Annotated in this window: 21 protein-coding genes and 2 pseudogenes; 14 read left to right on the top strand and 9 right to left on the bottom strand. The window is 53.6% G+C overall.

Annotation, left to right across the window (positions count from 1 at the left end; translation table 11 throughout):
- Positions 1–71 precede the first annotated feature (71 nt).
- From AC2FLG_RS07585 to AC2FLG_RS07575, 3 genes are read left to right on the top strand one after another with little or no spacing between them, the layout of a single operon-like run.
- Positions 72–1,151, top strand: coding sequence for an AI-2E family transporter (locus AC2FLG_RS07585; RefSeq protein WP_496705703.1), 1,080 nt, complete (start codon positions 72–74; stop codon positions 1,149–1,151).
- The gene (locus tag AC2FLG_RS07580) at positions 1,148–2,212 is read left to right on the top strand and encodes an HlyD family secretion protein (protein WP_496705702.1); all 1,065 of its coding nucleotides are present in this window, start codon (positions 1,148–1,150) and stop codon (positions 2,210–2,212) included. Before AC2FLG_RS07585 ends, AC2FLG_RS07580 begins: the two co-directional genes overlap by 4 nt.
- Positions 2,202–3,212, top strand: a complete 1,011-nt coding sequence (locus AC2FLG_RS07575) for a DUF2955 domain-containing protein (protein WP_496705701.1) — start codon at positions 2,202–2,204, stop codon at positions 3,210–3,212. The genes AC2FLG_RS07580 and AC2FLG_RS07575 overlap by 11 nt, the downstream gene beginning before the upstream one ends.
- A 74-nt stretch (positions 3,213–3,286) precedes the next feature.
- On the opposite strand, the pseudogene AC2FLG_RS07570 reads toward AC2FLG_RS07575, so the two are convergent.
- Both AC2FLG_RS07570 and AC2FLG_RS07565 read right to left on the bottom strand, forming a co-directional pair.
- Positions 3,287–4,042: pseudogene (locus tag AC2FLG_RS07570) on the bottom strand (IS5 family transposase).
- A gap of 466 nt (positions 4,043–4,508) precedes the next feature.
- Positions 4,509–5,090 carry a TetR/AcrR family transcriptional regulator gene (locus tag AC2FLG_RS07565; protein ID WP_496705700.1) on the bottom strand — a complete coding sequence of 194 codons (582 nt, stop codon included), beginning with the start codon at positions 5,088–5,090 and terminating at the stop codon, positions 4,509–4,511.
- A gap of 124 nt (positions 5,091–5,214) precedes the next feature.
- Between AC2FLG_RS07565 and AC2FLG_RS07560 the strand changes: the two genes are divergently transcribed.
- The gene (locus AC2FLG_RS07560) at positions 5,215–5,805 is read left to right on the top strand and encodes a YceI family protein (protein ID WP_496705699.1); all 591 of its coding nucleotides are present in this window, start codon (positions 5,215–5,217) and stop codon (positions 5,803–5,805) included.
- A 66-nt stretch (positions 5,806–5,871) separates the two neighbouring features.
- Entirely contained in the window at positions 5,872–6,408 is a 537-nt protein-coding gene (locus AC2FLG_RS07555; RefSeq protein ID WP_496701430.1) for a luciferase domain-containing protein, read from the top strand.
- Positions 6,409–6,714: 306 nt separating this feature from the next.
- Here the strand turns inward: AC2FLG_RS07555 and AC2FLG_RS07550 are convergent, their stop codons facing one another.
- The 5 genes from AC2FLG_RS07550 to AC2FLG_RS07530 form a co-directional block, all read right to left on the bottom strand.
- Complete coding sequence (locus tag AC2FLG_RS07550; protein ID WP_496705697.1) at positions 6,715–7,662, bottom strand: ornithine cyclodeaminase family protein; 948 nt, start codon at positions 7,660–7,662, stop codon at positions 6,715–6,717.
- 8 nt (positions 7,663–7,670) lie between these two features.
- Entirely contained in the window at positions 7,671–7,847 is a 177-nt protein-coding gene (locus AC2FLG_RS07545) for a hypothetical protein (protein WP_496705695.1), read from the bottom strand.
- A 131-nt stretch (positions 7,848–7,978) separates the two neighbouring features.
- Complete coding sequence (locus AC2FLG_RS07540; RefSeq protein WP_496705693.1) at positions 7,979–9,256, bottom strand: sensor histidine kinase; 1,278 nt, start codon at positions 9,254–9,256, stop codon at positions 7,979–7,981.
- Positions 9,257–9,306: 50 nt separating this feature from the next.
- Positions 9,307–9,966, bottom strand: a complete 660-nt coding sequence (locus tag AC2FLG_RS07535; protein WP_142636050.1) for a response regulator transcription factor — start codon at positions 9,964–9,966, stop codon at positions 9,307–9,309.
- A 38-nt stretch (positions 9,967–10,004) separates the two neighbouring features.
- Positions 10,005–10,544 carry a PepSY domain-containing protein gene (locus AC2FLG_RS07530; protein WP_496693701.1) on the bottom strand — a complete coding sequence of 180 codons (540 nt, stop codon included), beginning with the start codon at positions 10,542–10,544 and terminating at the stop codon, positions 10,005–10,007.
- Between the two features lie 205 nt (positions 10,545–10,749).
- On the opposite strand from AC2FLG_RS07530, the gene AC2FLG_RS07525 reads away from it, so the two are divergent.
- The 3 genes and pseudogenes from AC2FLG_RS07525 to AC2FLG_RS07515 form a co-directional block, all read left to right on the top strand.
- The gene (locus tag AC2FLG_RS07525; protein WP_496705691.1) at positions 10,750–11,748 is read left to right on the top strand and encodes a hypothetical protein; all 999 of its coding nucleotides are present in this window, start codon (positions 10,750–10,752) and stop codon (positions 11,746–11,748) included.
- Between the two features lie 255 nt (positions 11,749–12,003).
- Positions 12,004–12,141: a hypothetical protein gene (locus AC2FLG_RS07520; protein WP_496691982.1), complete on the top strand. Its 138-nt coding sequence runs from the start codon at positions 12,004–12,006 to the stop codon at positions 12,139–12,141.
- Between the two features lie 588 nt (positions 12,142–12,729).
- Positions 12,730–12,968: pseudogene (locus tag AC2FLG_RS07515) on the top strand (transposase); the annotation flags it as partial.
- Here the strand turns inward: AC2FLG_RS07515 and AC2FLG_RS07510 are convergent.
- Both AC2FLG_RS07510 and AC2FLG_RS07505 read right to left on the bottom strand, forming a co-directional pair.
- Entirely contained in the window at positions 12,921–13,073 is a 153-nt protein-coding gene (locus AC2FLG_RS07510; RefSeq protein WP_185956674.1) for a hypothetical protein, read from the bottom strand. The pseudogene AC2FLG_RS07515 and the gene AC2FLG_RS07510 sit on opposite strands and share 48 nt — an antisense overlap.
- A gap of 133 nt (positions 13,074–13,206) precedes the next feature.
- Positions 13,207–13,587 (bottom strand): hypothetical protein, encoded by a 381-nt coding sequence (locus tag AC2FLG_RS07505; protein ID WP_496705689.1) that lies wholly within the window; start codon positions 13,585–13,587, stop codon positions 13,207–13,209.
- Positions 13,588–13,956: 369 nt separating this feature from the next.
- On the opposite strand from AC2FLG_RS07505, the gene AC2FLG_RS07500 reads away from it, so the two are divergent.
- From AC2FLG_RS07500 to AC2FLG_RS07475, 6 genes are all read left to right on the top strand, one after another.
- Positions 13,957–14,403: a universal stress protein gene (locus AC2FLG_RS07500; protein WP_496691984.1), complete on the top strand. Its 447-nt coding sequence runs from the start codon at positions 13,957–13,959 to the stop codon at positions 14,401–14,403.
- 255 nt (positions 14,404–14,658) lie between these two features.
- Positions 14,659–15,444 carry a formate/nitrite transporter family protein gene (locus tag AC2FLG_RS07495; protein WP_271952513.1) on the top strand — a complete coding sequence of 262 codons (786 nt, stop codon included), beginning with the start codon at positions 14,659–14,661 and terminating at the stop codon, positions 15,442–15,444.
- A 244-nt stretch (positions 15,445–15,688) separates the two neighbouring features.
- A complete protein-coding gene (locus AC2FLG_RS07490; protein ID WP_271952511.1) occupies positions 15,689–16,066 on the top strand; it encodes a nuclear transport factor 2 family protein in 378 nt (125 codons plus the stop codon).
- A 346-nt stretch (positions 16,067–16,412) separates the two neighbouring features.
- The gene (locus AC2FLG_RS07485) at positions 16,413–17,408 is read left to right on the top strand and encodes an HlyD family secretion protein (RefSeq protein ID WP_271952509.1); all 996 of its coding nucleotides are present in this window, start codon (positions 16,413–16,415) and stop codon (positions 17,406–17,408) included.
- A complete protein-coding gene (gene rbbA, locus AC2FLG_RS07480; RefSeq protein WP_496705687.1) occupies positions 17,405–20,101 on the top strand; it encodes a ribosome-associated ATPase/putative transporter RbbA in 2,697 nt (898 codons plus the stop codon). The genes AC2FLG_RS07485 and rbbA overlap by 4 nt, the downstream gene beginning before the upstream one ends.
- The gene (locus AC2FLG_RS07475; protein ID WP_496679684.1) at positions 20,102–21,226 is read left to right on the top strand and encodes an ABC transporter permease; all 1,125 of its coding nucleotides are present in this window, start codon (positions 20,102–20,104) and stop codon (positions 21,224–21,226) included.
- Positions 21,227–21,568: the final 342 nt, after the last annotated feature.

Below are 21,568 nucleotides of genomic sequence, written 5' to 3'. Positions count from 1 at the left end.
ACTAAAACTAAAAATATATACATATTATGTTTTTTGAGTATAACATTCAAAAAAACATATGGAGGGATGGAATGGAAAAGACACAGGACGCAAAGATTGTCGATCTAGCGATACGATTGCTCTTTCTCGGACTATTTCTCTACAGCGCTTTGGTCATGGTGGCCCCGCTTGCAAGCGTGGTTATCTGGGCAACTATCCTCTGTGTGGCGCTTTACCCGGCATTTGATTGGCTGCAGTCCAAGCTGGGAGGTCGGAAAAAGCTTGCAACGACGATCTTGGTTTTGTTGGGCCTTGTTTTGACCCTGGGGCCAGTCGCAACTGCGGTGTCTGGTGCTGCAGAACTAGGGGCTGAATTCGCGGAACAAGCAGACAAGGGTGAGCTGAAAGTCCCCCCTGCTCCCGAGGGCCTCAAGGAATTGCCATTGGTTGGAGACAAAATTTCCGATGTCTGGGGGATGTTTGAACGCAATCTTGACGGCGCGCTTACGAAATATGGCGCGCAAATCCTTGAGATCACCAAGTCGCTGTTTGGAAAGGTGTTGGGCATCGGCATCGGGCTTCTTGGCTTAGCTCTGTCCGTATTGATTATGGGGGCGTTGTTCAGCCCCGGGCCAAATATGGTCCAGGGTCTTCAGCGCTTTGCCAACCGTGTTTTCGCTCCGCGCGGTGGAGAATTCGTAACACTGGCAGGCGCAACTATTCGGAACGTTACAAAAGGCGTGATTGGCGTAGCTGCCATTCAGGCGGTCTGCGTTTGGATACTTTTGGCTGTGTTTGGGATTTCTTCGGCCGCCACATTGGCATTCATCTGCCTGATACTCTCGATTATCCAAATCGGGCCCGGATTGGTTCTTATACCAGTAATCATCTACGCATGGAGCTCCATGTCCGGCGGAACTGCTTTGATCTTCACCATACTGGCTGTTCCCGTCACTATAATGGACAGTTTCCTAAGACCCGTGTTCATCTCAAAAGGCCTCGAGACTCCTATGTTGGTCATCCTCATCGGTGTTCTCGGAGGTATGATGGCGTACGGTTTGATCGGCGTCTTTATGGGACCGGTTCTCTTCGCTGTCTTCTATGAGCTGTTCAAGGTTTGGATTGATACCTCGCCCGAAGCCGAGGGCGTTGCTGATGGTACGACGAAATGAGGAAAACGATATGGACAACCCTGGCTGTCATTCTGATTTTCCTTGTCTGGTATTTGGTCGCTGATCGGAAAACGCCATTTACCGGGAACGCCAGAGTAAAAGCCGTGGCGACTCAGATCGTCCCTCAGGTGACTGGCACCGTGACTGAAGTATTGGTCGAAAATGGTCAGATTGTCTCGGCCGGAGATGTCCTTGTCCGGATCGATGCGCGACCCTACGAGATTCAGCGCGACAAGGCGGAAGCTGATCTCGAAGCAGCCACTCAAGAAGTCGGCGCATCTTCGGCAGAAGTAAGAGCGGCACAGGCCAAACTGGCAAGGGCGCAGAGCGATCTGGATACGATGCGCATTCAAACAGAACGCGTATTTGCGCTCGAAAAGAAAGGGTTGATTGCCGTCTCAAAGGCCGATGATGCGCGAGGGCAACTGGCAGAGTCCGAGGCAAACTATGAGAACGCAAAAGCAGATCTGGAAAAAGCAAAACAGAGACTTGGTGACGACGGAATCGAAAACCCGAAAATCCAGCGCGCGTTGGCCGCCTTGGCGGATGCAGAGCTTAACCTTGAGTGGACTGAGTTGCGCGCTCCGGCGACAGGTGTCATCTCTAATTTGCTGATAGCCCCCGGAACATATGCGCGATCCGGTCAGGATCTGTTGACGTTTCTGGACGCAACTGACGTCTGGATTGAGGCGTATTTTTCCGAGAACAACCTAGGAAGAGCCTCGATAGGGTCTCCGGTTGATGTAGTGTTGGACATGCATCCAGGTCAGGTTATTCCGGGCGTCATTGAGAGCTTTAGTGCAGCTGTTTCCCTAAGTGGCGGCGATGTGCCCGGGCAATTAGCGAGCCCGCCAAGCACCAAAGGTTTTTTACGAGAGCCTGAGAGATTCCCAGTCAGGATCGTTTTACCCGGCTATGAAGCCGGAAGCACCGAAGACGACCTTCGCTTTCAGTTGAATGGGCAAGCCGATGTGATCATGTACCTAAGCGACAACTCGTTGCTGAACCTCGTGGGACGTACCTACATTCACGTGGTTTCAATTCTGTCCTATGCGTACTGAGGACCAACGCTCTGTCACCCGGCTTGCGCTAGGTGTTACCGGCGTCTTTTCATTGGGCCTATTTCTTGGGTGGCCGCTTGCCGTCGTTGGGGCGGTGTTCGCCGCACTGTTTTTGCAGGCGCCCGCCGCATTGCCTCTGGCAGCATTTACTAAGCTGTTTGTTTTTTCGATTGGATTGATGTTCATTTCGTTTCTGGTGTCGTCAGTCTTCTCACCATATCCGCTTGTATTTCTGATGCTGGTGGCGATTGGAATAATCCTGTCTTTCATGTGGTCAGTTTCCGGCGCCGGAGTATTACCCGGTGTCATAGCTCTCATGGGGGCATTGATGATCCCAAACTTGGTTCTGCAATCCCAGGATCTGGCCTTGGTGCTTGTGTATTGGATACCTTTGAATCTGCTGTTTGCGGGCTTCGTATCGACGCTAATGTTCGCGCTGATCCCTGCCGAACCTCAAACAGCGGCCCAGAAGAAGGCCGCATCGTCGCCGAACTTCGACCCACATCGCCGAATAGTCAGGATGTCGCTTGTAACAGTGCCGTTTGCCTTGGCGTTTTTTGTTTCCGGCGCATCTGCACTACTTGTTTTGTTTTTTGTCGCCCTGCTGAGCCAGCAACTTGCGGCAATGCCCGCTGCAGGCAAAACAGTTGCAAAAGCAATGCTGACGGCAAACCTTCTTGGGGCGGCAGTATCCATCATTTGCTATGAGATAAACGTAATAGCTCCGGTTATTCTAACGCCCATTCTGCTGTGTTTTTTCTTTTGCCTGACACTCGGAGCACTCGGTAAATCTCAAGCCCCGCTCGCCGCCGCTGCCGGCTCTGCTATTACAACGGCTCTGATTGTATACGGCGGGTCGGTTGCACCGTTTTCAGACGAGGCTGACGTCAAGAGCATCATTCGAGTTTTGCAAGTTGCCAGCGCCGCCTTCTTTGTAATCATCGCATATGTCGTGGTAGATGAATTCTGGCCGGAAAAAGAGCGCCAGGCGGCTCAATGAAGTTAGTTGCAACAAGGCTTGGCGCTGAAACCGACAGTGTTCTCAACTTGACCAATTCTACTTAGGGTCAGGATTCATAACCAGTACATAACGGTTGCCTCGAGTGCGAAGGCTGAGAGGAAGACCTTGGGACTACGGTCATAGCGTGTCGCCACGCGCCTCCAATCCTTGAGCCTGCCGAACATGATCTCGATCCGGTTGCGACGTTGTACTTTCGCTTATCGTATTTGACCGGTGTCTTGCGTTGCATACGGCCTGGGATGCAGGCGCGTATCCTTTTGTCTTTTAGCGCTTCACGGAACCAGTCGGCGTCATAGCCGCGATCCCCGAGCAGCCAATCCACGTTTAATATGCTGCTGAGCAGAGCCCGAGCATCGATGTAATCGCTGACTTGCCCGGCAGCAACAAACAGGTTGAGCGGGCGACCTTAGCTATCACAAATAGCATGCAGCTTGGTATTCATGCCGCCTTGGTTCTGCCAATCAGGCGGCCATGCCCCCCTTTTTGATGCCCAAGCTGGACGCCGTGCGATGGGCTTTTAGATATGTGGCGTCGATCATGAACATCTTCTTTTCACCATGCTCGGCAGCCAGACCAGCCATCATCCGTGCGAAGATGCCTTTCTCGCTCCAACGCTTCCACCGGCTGTAGAGCGTCTTTTTAGGTCCGGATTCCCAGGGCACATCTCGCCAACGCAACCCATTGCGATTGATGAAGATAATCCCGCTTAGCACCCTTCTATCATCGACCCGTGGCCTGCCGTGCGACTTCGGGAAGAAAGGGGAAAGCTTGGCCATATGCTCGTCTGTCAGCCAATAAAGGTCGCTCATGTCATCGCTCCATATTTGGAGCTGTGAATCACGCAGCGCAGCGAAAATCAATGCATCCTGAGCCTAACATAGATCCAAGCGAAAGCTTCCTTCGCACCAAAAGTCAATTCATGGCAAGCGTTGTTGAATGGCCGCTAACCGAGACTGTGAATGCTTTTTATGCGAGAGTAGCGAACGGCGGGTAGGCTCGCATCAACGAAACTGCAAATTCCTGTCTTGAAGGTCCGCTTTGGGCTGCTAGCGGCCTATCATGCTTGCTGCGGAGAATGGCAACACTGAGCCCAAGGTGTTCATGTTGCAATAGGAATGAGCGGCAGCGACAAATCAGGGTACAGACATCAACGTTGTGAGTAGCGGTTCGTTTTGACCATGCGACGTGCTGATGTCACGCAGCGAACGTAGCCCCACCGCGATCTTGGAGATCGTTAGGCTTCTTGGTCGCTTTGTCTGCAAATTCAGGCGATGTTCAATGTCCCGAATTGGTTTTCGCTACACTGCAAAGCAGATCAACATGTTGATCCAACCAATCTTCGTCCAGTGCCTCGTGACGTATGAGTTTGCGGAAATAAGGTGCTGCGACTGCTAGTTCTATGAGTTGGTCAACCGGAACATCCGCGGCGATCTCACCGCGGTCTATTGCGGCTGTAAATACTGCTTCAACACTTGCAAACCTGTGTTTCATGAATTCAGTGATCACCAACCGCGCTTCTTCGTCGGTGGACGCAGCAGCGACCACCTGAGGCGCGATTTGGCCCCACGGTGTGTCATTCAAAGCTCCCATCAGTATTCCGAGTAACCAGCGCAGGTCAGATCGCAGCGGGCCATCGGTTTTGGGTGGTATGTTCGGCGGTGTTGCGATGCGCCGGAATGCAGCATCACGCAGACTGCGCGCATCTGGCCAGTGCCTGTAAAGTGTGCTGCGCGAAATGCCCGTTGCCTTTGAAACTGCGCCATGAGTTACGTGCAGCACGCCCTCATCCATTAGTATCTTTTGCGCAGCATCAAGCGCGGTCTGTCGTGTGGCGATCAGCCTAGGATCTTCTTTCAATCACCCCTCCTATAGAACAATTTGTTGCACAATAGAACACTTTGTCCTAAAAGTATGGTCGACCAACACCTAAATCCCAATACCCAATTCCACAAACACGTCTTGTCAAAATGGGAGCGTATCAATGTTCAAAGTGGCAGCAACCCCGCTGGCGGTACTCTTATCGATGGGCGCGACAACCGCATTGTCCGAGAGTGGCACCTACGAGCTGGATCCTGGACACAGCCAGGTATTGTTCAGCTACAACCACATCGGGTTCTCAGAAACATATGGAATGTTCTCAGGTTTTAACGGTGAGATTGAGTTCGACGAAGATGATCCGTCTGCATCATCTGTCACAGTGTCTATACCTGTAAAATCCATGATCACGGGCTGGGATGCCCGTTTGCAACACTTCATGTCCGATGACTTTTTTAGCGCGAGTGACGGTGACGTGGTCACATTCGCCTCAACCAGCATTGAAGTGACCGGGGACAATTCCGCGAATATTTCTGGCGACCTGACCATGAATGGCGTCACCAAACCTGTTGTTCTGGAAACAACGCTTAACAAGTCGGCACCATACCCTTTTGGCGAAAAGGAGGGCACGCCGACCTTGGGGCTGGCAGCCACGGCGACTATCGTGCGGTCTGAATTCGGACTTGGGGCCTTTGCACCAGCGGTGAGCGACGAAATAGAGCTCTTGATCAATATCGAAGCGTTAAAGGCTGAATGATGTGTGCAAGTGCGCTGAAACTGCTCGGAGTGCTCTTTCTTAACTTTTGACGGGGTTGCCAACAATATGGATATTTTCCCGAAAATATTTGCTGTTGTCGCAGTAGCGGCAGTCACGAGCCCTTTGGCATATGCGCAAGAGTACGCGTTCCCGGAGCGCACCTCGCCCCGTCCGGAAACAACAAGCGGCGTACCGCATACTCAGATTGGTGTCGAAATTGATGCCGATTTGGCCCAGCTATTGCAGGAGCGAGTTGCGCAATTCCCAGGGGTCACACTTGGCCCCACACGCATATCACTACCTGGCGCGATTGGCTTTCAGCTTGATCCCGACATGTTGTTGTCTCGACCGAGCTCTATCGTCGGTGGGTTTGAGTTTGCGCATTTGCATCCTGACGGCAGTTTGCACGCTTCGCTCGACCCAGCATTGGCGCGAAAAGCAATTGAGGCTGGCTGGGCCGTAGCTCACCCTTGGGCCGATCAACGCCCCGGATGGAGCGGCTTTGTCATGATATACACACCGACCACACCAGAAGAGTTGGAAGTCGTCATCGATCTGGTCGAAAGTTCGTACACCTTCATCACCGGCAACACCTTGGGTTAAACCTGTTTTGCCCGAAAGTGTGCGGTGGCGCCTGCTTCCTTAAAGAGTGCTGTTTCAGCCGCCTTGCTTTTCACGGTCAATTTCTTTCTTACATTCTTGCCGTGGCGAAGCGCTCGGAGCGTGCGTTCAAACCTTCAGCACCAATAGTAACTCCCGTCCCGCGCAGTTGAATTTGCAAAGCTCAGTGGCAAATGCCCGCTTTGGGCTGCGACCAACTAATTGAACTGATCGCAGAGAATGGCGTATCTGCGCCCAAAGCGACCATTCCGGTATCTAATTACAAAGTGGGTGTTCATGTCTTTGGGCTCACTTCACGGGTTTTTCGGTGAACCGGCGAACTGCGAGGACCGAAGCAGCATAATCCCCCAATGAAATCCCTCTGAAAGCAAAAGCCGCCGGTTTATTGCGTGCTCGGACGTCGACTTTGCCAGCGACCAATTCCGTCAAGTCGCCAGCAATTTGCTCGTATGGCAACATCGGCTTGTCGCTTTCCAGCTCCTGCAAACGGTCGTCGACAATTACCGTTTTGAAACCAATCATGTGCGCCGGCACCCACGGGATGCACGCATCAGTTATGGTGGCGAAGGCAGTCGGCTTCAGCCATCGGGCATCCAAGAAGGGTTCAATGGAGTAGTCCAACGTTATCGATGTCACTATCAGATCGGCATCACTCAAAGCGTCCTTGGCATCGGCGCATGTTTCAGCTTCGAGACCCATGCCCCTAGCATAACGACAAAGCTTGTCGGCATTCTCTTTACCTCGCCCGAACACGCGGATTCGTTTCAAGGGAAACAGTTCTGAAAACGCAGCTAGATGGGAGTGAGCCTGCACGCCCGCGCCCACAAAAGCCACTGTCTCGGCATGAGGGTCAGCAAGCCGACGCGCTGCCACCACTGACAGAGCCGCAGTTCTGTTTGCCGTAATCCAATTCGCTCCCAAGACCGCGCGAAGCAGTCCGGTTTGCGCATCCATAACCATGATGGCACCGTTTATCGCGGGATAACCCCTCGCCGGATTTTCCGGACACACTGTAACCTGCTTGGTCACGATGAATCCATCATCTCCCATTGCCAATGTAGACATTGCGTAGCGCCCATCGCCGGGCAAAATGACTGTCTTGGGAGAAGTGTGAAGCTTTCCGTCTGCCTTGGCTATTAAAGCAGCCTCGATGGCATCGGCAACTTCCGAAGGTTGGATGCCTAAACCCCCGAGGTCGTCGTCAGACAGATAAATTAAGGCGTTCTCAGAAGTCACAGAGTCCCTCACTTAAGCAATTTGGCTTTTTGACTGAGTACATTGTCTTCGGCAGTTCTTCCTATCGGTTTACCTTCACAGAAGTATTTTGGCTGTAACTTTTGATCGCCCGATCCAATGCGCAGAAAAAAAGCGCCTTCATTTTTCTGAAAATGTGAACCCAGTCGAACGCCTGCTTCGTCCATTAGGCCGACTTTGTGCGGTCTGAACCAACCCGATGACCTACTGAGATCGTCAGACGACAGGTTCGGGCCCATTGGTAGTTAAAGTTGCGAATTGTTCAAACGACACTTTGCAGATCAGATTCCGGGCGACTTCAGGTCGGGATCACTATCCGACACACCAACCCACCCAGCGATTCAGAGCGGTCCAGATCTAGTCTGGCATCGTAGGCTTTCAGTAAGTCGACCGCGATCGCCAGCCCAAGCCCGCTGCCAACGACCGAGGTGTCCAGTCGTCCGCCGGATCGCAAGGCTTCGCGGTGGGCGTCTTCCGGAATTCCGGGTCCGTCATCCTCGATACTGATTTCGATGCATTTCTGCTTACGTTTCGCGGTCAGCCGTACCGCGCTTCGACACCATTTGACTGCGTTGTCCAGAAGGTTGCCCAAAATCTCTTCGATGTCCTGCGTATCCATGCGCACCCAAAGACCCGGATCGCCATCAATCTGCAGCGATTTGCCTTCGCGGTCCGCCATGGCCGAGAACAGCCGCGCCAGGCGCTTGATGGAGTTAGACAGATCGGTCCGCGAATGGGTCAGGTCCGCAGCGTTCAAAGCCCGCAGCCTGGCCAGAGATCGACCAAGTTGAGCATCGATCCTGTCCAGCGCCTCTTGTGCGGTATCTGTCACCGCTCCGGCGTCGGACAATGTCACAAGTTCATTGCGCAATATGGCTGTAGGAGTTTTCAATGCGTGTGCCAGATCTGCGGCCTGGCGGCGCGAACCCGAGACGATCTCGCGGTTCCGACGCAGCAGCTGGTTCAGGTCCTCGACCAATGGCGAGACCTCTTCGGGGTAATCTGTTGGCCTAAGGTCTTCGTCCCGATCCCAGCGATGGGCCACATCCGTACGCAGCTTTCGCAATGGTCCCAGAACAACTGAAATCAGAAACAACGAGCCGGCTAAACCGATCAGGCCAACTAGGCCAAACACCGGCAGCAGGCTTTTCTGCGCCGCGCGCCGCTCGGCCACGAGTTGAGCCTGACTTTCGGCGACGCTGACGCCCCATACCGTGCCATCTTCATAAGTGATCTTCTGATAAGCGCTGCGCAGCACTTCATTCTCCGGGCCGCTTGTGTCCCAGAGTGTGGGGATATCGGGAATGCCGGGGGGTTCCGCGATGACCTCATCAAACAGCGAGCGAGAGGTGAAGACCACACCGTCGGCGCTGCTGACCTGCCAGTACCGTCCGGAATAGGGGGTGCCATAAGCCGGGTCAAATATCAGATCCCGTAGGGCATCCGGGTTTTCGGTTGTGACATTCAGCCCGACAACCAGCTGTGTGTGACGATCCAGCAGCGCAGAGTCGAACCGGTTGGACACCCGTGCATCAATGTATGAGAAAACCGCCAGTGTGCCTACGCCCACAGACACTGCCCCAGATGCAATTCCCCCCAGCAATGCCCGTTGTCGCAGCGATAACATCAGGCCGAATCGATCATATATCCACGACCCCGAACCGTTGTGATCAGGTCAGTGCCAAGCTTCTTGCGCAGACGGGTAACAAATACGGCGATAGTGTTCGAATCCCGGTCTCCATCGTATTCATAGATATGCTCTGAAAGTTCTGATCGTGAAATCATCCGACCAGAATTATGCGCCAGATAAGTCAGCACCGCGATTTCTTGAGCAGTCAGGTCAACCGGCACGCCATCGGCTGTCACCCGGCCGTTACGGGTATCCAGAATGACGTTTCCCATTTCAATCACGGGATTTAGCTGTCCACTTTGCCGTCGCAGGATGGCGCGAACACGCGCGGCCAGTTCGGGCATGTGGAACGGTTTGGTCATATAGTCATCTGCGCCCGCATCCAGGCCGTCGACCCTTTCGCTCCAGCCATCGCGGGCAGTCAGAATCAGCACCGGTGTTTTGACACCCTCGTTGCGCCATTCGCGCAGAATCGAAATGCCGTCGCGCTCTGGAAGGCCGAGGTCAAGGATGATCATGTCATATGGTTCGGTCGCACCCAGATGCAGGGCGTCGAGCCCACTATTGGCGACATCCACAACGCGGCCTTCTGCGTTCAGGAGTTTTTTGATCTGTTCGCAGAGGTGCGGTTCGTCTTCTGCCAGCAATACTCTCATACTTAAGGACTATAGGCGAGCAAATGGAAGTATAACCATTACTTTTTGCCCCCGCCGTTACCTCCGCCATTACCACCGGAGTTACCGCCGCCGTTGCCACCGGAATTACCGCCACCGTTACCACCGGAATTACCGCCACCGTTACCACCGGAATTACCACCACCATTGCCACCGGAGTTACCGCCGCTGTTGCCTTTGTTTGCAGATTTCCCCTGCGAAGCGCCCTTGCCGGATTTACCCGGCGCAGCGCGGGCAGCTTCAGAAATCTGGCGGCCAACAACGGATCGGTTGGACACAACAACACCCGTCTGAGCGTTGACGATGACACTGACGATTTTACCATCCGGTTTCTTGACGAGAATACGGTAATATAGCCTGTCAGCCTGAAAGGCTCGCGCGTCAACTGGCGTTCCACCAAAAGCCTTTTCAACGCCTTTGATTACTTTTTTCAAACGAATGGCACTGCCTGAGGTTGTCGCCTTGCGCAACTCGGATTGCGTCAACTCACGTGCAGCAGCCTGTCCCTCTCCGGGGTGGAGAAAGGCAAGTAGACAGGCAATGGCAATAAGCTTTTTCATCCTTGTCACTCATTACTGCGAAAACGCCGGCTCAATCTACCGATTTCTATGTGAACCTACGGTGAACAGCCAGTTACGCGTGGGTTCAACGATGATGGGTTTAGATCAGGGGTGTCGGATTCTGTTTTCGACACCCAGTTTTTGCGTCTGCTCGCCGCTGATTACCGTGACAGACGAGAATCGCACCTGATGAACGAGGACCATTATGAACACCAAACCGATCAACCTGCTAAAAGCCTCTGCTATTGCCATCGCCCTGCTGGGCTCGACCGCGATTGTCGGAGCTGTCGCGTTTCCTGATGCTGCTTTTGCCAAAGGGGGCAACGGCGGCGGTAACGGAAACGGCGGCGGTAATGGCAATGGCGGTGGAAACGGCAATGGTGGTGGAAACGGTAATGGCGGATCTGGTGCGTCCATTAGCGATAGTGATAAAGCGGCCGGAAAATCTAACCGGAAATCTTCCAACGCTGGTAAGTCAAAGTCATCGGGAAAAAACAAATTTTCCTTGAAAGACCTGTTTGGGGGTAAAAAGACCAAAGCCAAAACCACAGCCGTAAAGACCGTACGCAAAAGTCAACCAGTGGATCAGGTGACCAAAGCAATTCGCCCCGCCCCGAAACCAAAAGGGTACAAGATGGCGGATCTGCTGGGCGTGCACCCATCTGAACTAGGCGCACTGAACGCCGCCAACGCTAATGAGAATGCTCTCAAGAACGCCTCTCCTAATTCCCGTGTGGGCCGCATCGCCGCATTTCGTGACGCAGTTCTGGCCGGAGATGAATTGCGTGAGGAGCTTGCGGAAACACAGGCATTGCTGGATGGCATGACCCCGCCGGACCGCCCGGTCTCTGAGATCGAAGAGGACCTTGATGCGGCTCTGAAAGATGTTCAGGAGAAGCAGGATCGCGTGAACGAGCTTGAGGACGCTCTTGCCGATGCCGGGGGCACAGATCCGGATATAGAAGCAGAGCTTAAGGACGCCAATGACGAACTTCAGGGAGCCCTCGATACGGCCGAAGACCTAGGCGCCGAACGGCAGGCTGCGGTCGACTACAACGATACGGTGGCAGAAGTCGATGCGCTGACTGAGGCTGTAGAAAATCAACCGCAGACCGAGCGTGAAGCGTTGGAGGCTGCCGCCAACAAGCCTGTGACGGATGAGGTCGAAGCTGCCGTAAAAACTCTGCTTGGTCTTGATAGCTGATTGCTGATTGTCCAATCAATCACCAGGTCAAATAGACCCGAGCCAGCAGGCATAACAACATCACAAATAAAAAAACCCGCTCCGATCCGGAGCGGGTTTCACTACATCCCAGACAACACCACGTGACTTGGGATATACGCAGACGTTCTGTTGAGAGATCAGACGCCTCGTTTCGCCTCTTTTAGCCGCTCTTTGTTGAATAGTTCAGACAGTGCATTTTCGATAGGAGGGAAGCGACCGTTGCTCGAATTCGTGATGCTTGACAATTCACCGCCTGAGACGGTGCGCGAGGATTGCATTGCTGTAGGAATGCTAGGCGCACCCTCATTGGCAGTATTGATCATGCTGTTCCCCTTCAGTGCATCCGGGCACGCATTGATCGGCCCTGAGTAAGGAAGTATGAACGATAACGGTTGAACACTCTGAGAATACATTGTTCACGTTCGGTTAATGTTGTTGCGTATGAGTGGACAAACTGGGGGGCATTGACCGCCATATAAGAAAATGCTGCCATTTTGATTTTATTTCCCGATGGCAGCTTTGTCCGTATGGCCACTGTCCAATGCTCCACAACACTGCATCTTGGATTAAGGGTCTGCTTCAAGTGCATTGCCGCCGTTTGTAGGTCTTGTTGATGCATGCGCGGCGAAGGTCTGCCGTGTGGCCTTCCTGCCAAGCAGCCTGTGGCACGTCGATTGGAGGACATCGGTCTGGATGCACGTTGTCAACAAGATTGGGCGGCAACTTTATTGGGATTCACGCGACAATTCACTGGGAATACGCAGAGCAGGCAGAAAAAGCCCTGAAAAGGGCGTTGGATCGTGAAGAACACCACAAACGGAAGTAAAATCGCGAATATCAATCTCATCTTAAATGACCTTCTGATAGTTAGACCGCTATGTTCTCGCGAACATGGGCGTTGTTGCATATCTCTCGCAGCGAGGGATTCACAACGCGAATCCATAAGGTTAAACGGTCTGGATGAGTAAGCCATCTTCCGCCCGTTAGCGCGTCACGAATTGGTCCGACTACAATGCTGCGCTTAAAGAGCGCGGCTCACTTCTTGTCTGGCTGGACAAGGACATGACCTGGCTCGCGGCGCACGAAGGTCGGCCTTGTCACAGCCGGTCTTTTCGAATGCGGCGATCCAATTCTGCCTGTCGATCAAGGTGCTATTCAAGCTGCCACTGAGACAGACAGCGGGGGTGACCGCTGGCGTTGATCAGCTTCGTTTCGTAGCTGGTTTCTCTGACCACATCGTTGATAAAATGCGCAATCTTAGCCGTTTGGCCTTCTAGGGTACCGTAGGCAATCAGCACAGTCATTCCGATCCTCCTGCAAATCGGTTCGAAAAACGCACCAACTATGTCGAAACAGCTCGTTTCGGCCCTTGATCCCAATCAAAAGTGCCTGTCTTGCCGAGTTATTTGGGCGCGGGTGAGGCACCCATTGGCTGGCTTATGCGGTTTTGGAAAGCGCGAAAGCTACAGTTAACCAGAATGCACTGCGTATGGTCATTGCGCCGACCGTTCGCCATTCAAACGGCGTTCCACTAAGTGCCACTAGTATCAGAACAACGAACACCAATAGTGTAGATAAGCCAAGCAACCAGGCAATTCGTTGTGCCCAGATTGTGGATTTATAGAGCGCAAAAGCGCCTAACAAATAGATAAATCCAGCCAGAAAATTGAACCAAAGCACGAATGGAACTGCATCTCCGACTGCAGCACTGGCAGCAGCGCCCCCAAACAGGGCTGTTCCTCCCGAGAAAATGGTAAGGAGACCAAAGAGTGCTGCGGCTATCGTAACTGGGCGAACCCAAGGCGGAGAGGAAGGCATCGTTGTTTTCCTCAGAAATAAGATTGAATCTCGTGTCGTGGGCAATCTACCAAACGAACTGAAACGCACGCCCCTAATAGCAATTCTTCTCGCCATTTCCCTTGATCTTTATCATTGGGCTTAACTTGATACCCTTTGAAAAAATGTAGCGTCTGCGCGAGGTTTTTCGCAATAATTATGCGCTGTTACCCCTTTGAGATGACCCGTTTGCAACTCCTAACATTTTTCAAAATTGGTACAGTTACCGTATATCTTCTGGAAATAGACGGACGACTACGCTCGAACCTGCAGTGAAATGTGTTGATTTGAGTCAAAGTTAACTACTGCAAGCTCGCCCATACTAACCCCTCACTAAGGAGGGAGTGCAACATGTTCAAAAAGATCGTAGTTGGCTTGGATGGATCTGAGGCGTCAGAAGCAGCTCTGCGCGTTGCCTGTGATATTTCAAGCAAATATGGCTCCCAAATTCACCTTGTTCATACACCTCAACCCCAAACCGTGGCGTTCGCAATGGGCGCATTGGCTGGCTATCACGCCGTCACGACAATGCCTTCAGACGAAGAGGTGCAGCAGGCAGCAAACAAGATTATTTCCTCTGGTAGAGAGATCGCCGAAGAGTACAATCAGACGGTTTCGCAAACGTATACCCAACGCGGTGATCCCGTAGACCAGATCATCGCATGTGCCGAGCAATGCAAAGCTGACCTGATTGTGACGGGCCGCCGTGGATTGGGAAGCATTAGTAGCCTAATTCAAGGGAGCACCTCTCTAGGCATCAGTCGGAATGCCACTTGTGCTGTTTTAACCGTTGCCTGAATTTCAAACTTGGCCCCAATCGGCGCTAAACGATGAGGATCGAAAAGTTCTGCGTTAAGATCTCGCGAAAGCGGAAGCTGAAGTAGATCTCAAGGGTACCTATGGCCATGACCGCGCGCCAAACTGTGTTAGGTGGAACTATCCGAACTCAGAGGGAACAGATAGGCCTCCGGTTTTATTTGCGCGTTAGTTCAAGGTCAGAAGACAGGATTAAACTTCCTGCTACGTAAACTCGTGCCAACTCTGGAGCGCCACATGAACCCCCCGGCCCTGTTCGATGCTCATAAACCCGCTGAAATTGCAACGTTAGTTGAGACTGCCGGGGTCGCAAAGGCAAAGCTGCCACTAGCACCCATGTTCATTCTTGCGATGCTGGCTGGAGCATTCATAGGGTTTGGCGCAGCGGCCTATACGATGGCGGTCACGGGGGCAGACAGCGCTTCAGGGCCGATCCGCGTTCTGGGAGGAGCAGTGTTTTCCCTGGGCCTTATCCTGGTGATCGCAGGTGGTGCAGAATTATTCACCGGCAATGTTCTGATGGTGATAGCAGCGGTCGATCGCAAGATACCGTTGCGGCTGCTGTTCCGAAGCTGGGGCATCGTCTACGTTGGTAACTTCGTGGGTGCCGTTGGGCTTGCATTGGCCTTCGCCCTGACCGGCTTGCTTGAGGGGCCGATGGGTAGCACTGCCATAAGGGTAGCCGATGCCAAAGCGGGGTTGGAACCAATGGAGGCTTTCGCCCGCGGCGCATTGTGCAACGGGCTGGTCTGCCTTGCCGTATGGCTGTCCTTCGCCGCCCGCAGCGTCGCTGGAAAAATTCTAGCGGTCTTGTGGCCCGTCTCTGCATTTGTGTTGCTGGGGCTCGAGCATTCGATTGCGAACATGTATTTCTTCCCGCAGGGCTGGGCAGCGGGAGCAACCGTGCCGGTTTTCGCAGCGGCGGCCAATCTGCTATGGGTCACTCTGGGTAACATTGTCGGCGGGGCGGGAGGAGTTGCCTTGGCCTATTGGTTTGCTTATCTTGGCGGACCCAAACGGTAAGATCTGTTTCTTCGATTTCAGCACCCGCCGGAGAGAAATGATCGGAAACAGTTGGTTCTGAAGGCGTTGTCTAATAACGCACTGGCTGAAGACGACGCCGGAAATTGGGCCGCTCATTTCCACTGTGCAAGTCGTCCTCTCGATCCTGATCTGAATCCTTCGCGAACATCTAATTTTATTGATCCCTGTCAAGATTGGCAAAGGTACGATGTGATACAGTTGAGGCTGAAATTGGGGGGCTATCATGGAAGAAATAGTCGAGATTGGACGAACATTCGTTCAGGCAATGCGTGATCGCAGAGGTCTTGCAAACGTTGGTGAAATGTATGCCGAAAACGCTCAATCTATTGAGGCGGTTGTACCTCCGGTTCGACAGTTTCGCGTCACCAAGGGCCGGGATGCTATAAAGGGAAAAAGAGAGGACTGGCTGGCAGCTCATGAAATCGTCGAATTCGACGTGGATGGCCCCTATGTTCATCCCCCAAACCGCTTCGGTGTACGATATAAGGTCAACGTAACGCAGAAGGCTACAGGGCAACACATGACCTTGAGCGAGATCGCAGTTTATTCGGTAGCAGATGGGAAAATTGTACTTGAAGAGTTCTTCATGTTGCCGAAGTAGGAACGACAGCCAGCAACGCTGACGCAGTGTTGGTTTTATCTGCACGTTGGAAGCGTGACTCGTAAGAGCTTTGACACGACAGATGCGCAACTGGGCATTTATTTCGACTACGGGATGCTTGCCCTTGCGCATCATTGCGACCAATTCGGCGCAGCCGTCATAGAGAGTCACACCCCGAAAGCCTCATTGGGCCGTGGATGTGGGCCAACAACCAGACCTGAGCCGCAAATTCGTACCCGATAAGCACTTGGACAATCATCAGGTAGAACCTGTTTGATCCAACTCAAGGCATCACGTCGAGAGCGAGCTAAATTAGAATAGAAAATTAACTAATGTGCGCGGGGCCATGAGAAAGAACGTACGCGCAATTCTGATCGCCATAGCGCTCCTACTTGCAGGTGCAGCTGTTTATTTTTTCGTCGCAGAAGACAGTGATGAATTGCCGGCTGGGTTTGTACAGGGCAATGGGCGGATCGAGGCTGAACAAGTAGAAATCGCTCCAACCTTTGCCGGGCGAGTTGCTCGGGTCATGGCAGCAGAGGGCAGCCTGGTTGCTTCGGGTGAACTGCTGGTTGAAATGGATACAGATGAATTATCTGCAGCCCTTGACCGTGCCAGTGCCGAGGTTGCGCTGGCGCGCCAAACCAAGGCCGAAGCCGAAGCCGTGGTCGTCCAGCGAGAAAGCCAGCAACGTCGCGCTTCGCAGGAGCTTGACCGGGCAAAGGCGTTGCTGGCCGGTCAGAATATCTCGATGACTGTCTTTGAGGATCGTGAAACCGCGTTTCAGGTTGCGGATGCCGTGCTGGGCGCGGCCAAGGCCCGGGTTGCAACGGCGGATAGCCAGATTGCCGCCGCAGAGGCCGAGGTGCGCCGGATTGCGGCACAAATAGAGGATGGTTCTCTCATCGCTCCCATGCCGGGGCGTATTCTGTATCGACTGGCCGAGCCCGGCGAGGTCGTTGGAGCGGGCGAACCGATCTTGACGTTACTCAGTTTGGAAAACGTCTATATGGAGGTCTTCCTGCCTGCACGCGAAGCGGGACTATTGCCCATCGGTGCCGAGGCGCGCATCGTGCTTGATGCGTTGCCGGAATTTGCCATCCCAGCAACCGTAACCTTCGTCTCTCCCGAAGCTCAATTCACTCCCAAGCAGGTAGAAACTTTGAGCGAACGGGAGCAGCTGGTTTTTCGCGTTCGGGTTCGCATTCCCAGGGATTTGGTTACGGCGCGGATTGAGCATGTGAAGACCGGCCTTCGCGGCATTGCAGTGATCCGACTTACTTCCGATGGCGCGTGGCCAGACGATCTGGATAGACGAATTCCACCCGAGCTGTTCGAATGAGCGCCGAGGGGGGCTCATCTGGTTTCTGCATCAACGGTGTCACACACACGTACCGACAGCATGTTGCGTTGGATAACCTTTCGCTGGTTCTGCCAACTGGCCAACTTATCGGATTGATCGGGCCGGACGGGGTTGGCAAGTCAACGCTGCTGGGATTGATTACCGGCGCAAAGCAACTTCAGTCCGGGGAAATTGATATTCTCGGGGGATCGATAGGTGACCGCGCGCACCGTCACCGCGTGTGCCCGGCGATCGCATTTATGCCGCAGGGATTGGGCCGCAACTTATACGCGGAACTGTCTGTGCGTGAGAATCTCGAGTTCTTTTCACGTCTTTTCGGACAGGGGCAACAGGAACGTGAAATCAGGATCGCGGCCTTGCTGTCAGCGACCGGACTTGCGCCCTTTTCGGACCGGCTTATGGGCAAACTTTCGGGCGGAATGAAGCAGAAACTTGGACTGTGTTGTGCGCTGATCCACGACCCTAAGTTTCTGGTACTGGACGAACCGACGACCGGAGTTGATCCACTGTCGCGGCGCCAATTCTGGGCGCTGATAGACGCGGTCCGAGAAGAAACGCCCGGTCTCTCCATACTGGTTTCAACGGCCTATATGGAGGAAGCCGAACAATTCGATTTTATAGTAGCGATGGATGCCGGTCGGGTGATATTTCACGGCCCCCCTGTCAAGCTGAAGGGTAAAGCCCGGGATCTTGAAACATCTTACAGGCAGCTACAGGCACGAGGAGAACCCCGGTTTGTGCCGAACAAGGTACCCATGCATCATCAAGGTGCAGACCCGGTGATCACGGCGCGTGGGTTGACCCGACGCTTTGGCGATTTTACTGCCGTCGACGATGTCGAATTCTCGATCCACCGAGGCGAAATCTTTGGCTTCCTCGGATCAAACGGCTGCGGCAAGTCAACCACCATGAAAATGCTGACAGGTCTTCTGCCAGCAAGTGAGGGTGAGGCGCTGCTGTTCGGCAGACCGGTGGATGCGCGCGATCTTAGGATGCGCCGCGAGATCGGGTATATGAGCCAGGCATTCTCGCTTTATGGTGAGCTGACCGTTCAACAAAACCTCCAGTTGCACGCCCGCATCTTTGCGATCAAAGATCGTGTAGAACGCATTGATGAATTGGCCGAACGTTTCGGCCTTAAGGCACATATGGGCACGCTGGCGTCGGCGCTTCCGCTGGGTATCAAGCAGCGTCTTTCCCTTGCCGTCGCCGTGATCCACCGGCCTCGGGTGTTGATCCTGGATGAGCCAACCTCGGGCGTGGACCCCGAGGCGCGCGACTCGTTTTGGGCGCTGTTAATCGAGCTGTCGCGAGACGATGATGTAACGATTTTCGTCTCGACACATTTCATGACCGAAGCAGAGCGCTGTGATCGCGTTTCTTTCATGCATGCAGGCCGGGTATTAGCTGAAGGTACACCAGATGAGTTGATCGCAACGGCGCAGTCGGACAGTCTGGAAGGTGCGTTCATCTCTGTCCTGGAGGCCGTCGAGCCGCCTGAGCCGGTAGCAGCACCCAAAATTTCGGTTGATGCTGTCAACCCGGGCGCTGCCGGAAGTATCGGGCGCATACTGGCCTATGCACGGCGCGAAACAACCGAGGTTCTGCGCGATCGCGTCCGTTTGGCTTTTGCTTTCCTTGGCTCGGTGATCCTGATGTTGGTCTTTTGCTATGGGATCACTTTGGACATAGAAGACCTGGATTTCGCGGTGCTCGACCTGTCTCAATCGCCTGAGAGTCGTACCTATATCGCCGAGATTTCTGGTTCCCGCTATTTCAACCCCACGGTGCCTCTGGCCAGTTTTGAAGACGGCCGCGAGCGGTTGGCCAAAGGAGACATCTCGCTGGTTGTCGAACTCCCACCCGATTTTGGTCGCAAGTTGCGCGCCGGCGAGCCAACTGAAGTCTTGGCAATTGTGGACGGTGCGATACCGTTCAAGGGTGAGACAATAGAGGGCTATGTGGCCGGGCTTCACAGTACGTTTCTGGAAGTAATGGCCCGCCAAAGTGGCGAGCAGTCGGTCGAAATCGCCCGCATCGAACCGCGCTTCCGATACAATCAAAGCTTTGAAAGTATCGCTGCAATGGCCCCTGCCATGCCTGCGATCCTGTTGATAATGCTGCCGGCCGTTTTGATGGCTGTTAGTGTCGCGCGGGAGAAAGAGTTGGGCACGATCACCAATTTCTACGCAACGCCAACGACGCGGCTCGAATTTCTGGTTGGCAAACAGATCCCCTACATTGTGATAGCGTTCGTCAATTTCCTACTTTTGGCAGCGATGACGATCTTCATTTTTGGCGTGCCCCTAAAAGGAAATCCGGTGCCGCTTGCAATTGGTGCTTTCCTATATGTTTGGGCAACCACATCTTATGGATTGCTTATTGCGACCATAACGTCGAGCCAGGTGGCCGCAACTTTTGCCACCGCTATCGCGTCGGTGGTGCCGACCATTCAATTCTCCGGGCTGCTACAACCGATCTCGACGTTGGAAGGCGGCGCTCAGACGATTGGATCGCTTTGGCCTTCATCCTATTTCCTGCATCTAAACGTCGGCGCGTTCACCAAAGGTCTTAGCTGGGATGCACTTGCCCCCGACCTTCTGGCCCTAGCCTGTTTCGGGCCCGCGCTAACCTTGATCGCTGCACTGTTACTCCGAGCGCAGGAGAAGTGAATGCAACGATTGTCCCGCATATTCTGGCTTGGTTTGAAAGAAATGATGAGCCTTCGGCGCGACTGGGTGATGATGGCGCTGCTTGTCTGGTCATTCACGCTGGCGCCCGTAATGGAGGCTACGGGCGTTTCAAACTCGGTCAACAATGCATCCATTGCATTTGCCGACGAGGATGGCTCGCCTCTTTCACGCTCGCTTGCCTCAGCGTTTTTTCCGCCTGAATTCCAACCCGTTGTCCAGATCGCACCGGGTACCGGGGCCGAAAAGATGGATGCAGGGCATTTCCTGTTTGTAGTCGCAGTGCCACCAGGGTTCGAGAAAGATGTTCGAGCTAGGCGCGCGCCAGAAATTCAGGTTTTGATCGATGCGACAGCGATGGAGCAGGCCGGAATTGGAGCGAACTACATCATCAATATCTTGAGCGCCGAGATCCGGCGCTTTGCCATCGGAGCAGAATTGTTAGACCCGCCGCCCATCGATATCATTGTGCGCAGCGCATTTAATCCAAATCGCGACACTGTTCGTTTCGCCGGTATCGTCGCGTTGATCGGCCAGATCATGTGGCTGACCACAATCCTTACCGGTGCTGCCATGATCCGTGAGCGCGAGCATGGAACAATCGAACACCTGCTGGCGATGCCGCTTACCCCATTTGACATTGCGGTCGCCAAGATCTGGGCAAACGCTGCGGTGGTTCTGGTAGCGACCGCCCTATCGCTGACCTTTGTTATGCAAGACTTCCTGGGGATCAGCATCGCGGGATCGAAGGTGTTGTTTTTAATTGGCACAGCTCTCTTTCTCTTCACGGCGACGGCGCTTGGGGTGTTTCTTGCGACGATTGCGCGCTCAATGGCTCAATTCGCACTTTTGGTTATGCTGACGGTGCTTCCAATGTTGATGCTGTCAGGAGGAGAGACGCCAATCGAAGGGCAGCCTGGCTGGCTTCAGATCGGAACATCTATCCTCCCATCCCGCCACTACATGTCAGCCAGTCAGTCCATCATTTTCAAAGGTGCCGGGATCGAGACAGTCTGGGCAGAGTTCGTATGGATGGCGTGCTTGGGCGCGATCCTTCTGGCAACAAGTCTGCTGCTTTTTAGACGCTCGGTTGCGCAAGAGACCTAATTAAGTTTTTGCACCTGAGCCAAACTAGGCGGCTGACAGAGCACCCGCTTGCGTAAGATCAATGGCCGCGCCCGTAATTTGGCATAATACTGCCTCGCCGTTATAGCATTAAAGGAGGAGGTTCAGATGCTTGAAGGCAAACAGTCCCCGCAAAACATCCAAATCAAGGACCATCGATTGACACTACGTGGCCAGAAGAAGATCACGCACGTTCACCATGATCGGGTCAACATGTATAGAAGGCCGGTCGGTCATTGGACCTCTCCTGATAGCATCACCTATTTGCAATTAACTCGACGGTAACAATTAACCGCCGGAGAACCGCTCCCGGGCATACTCTGA

It is taken from the genome of Ruegeria sp. CDSA193 (assembly GCF_059611885.1).
Note: the sequence above shows the minus strand (reverse complement) of the source record. Positions and strands in the feature narration are given on the sequence as shown.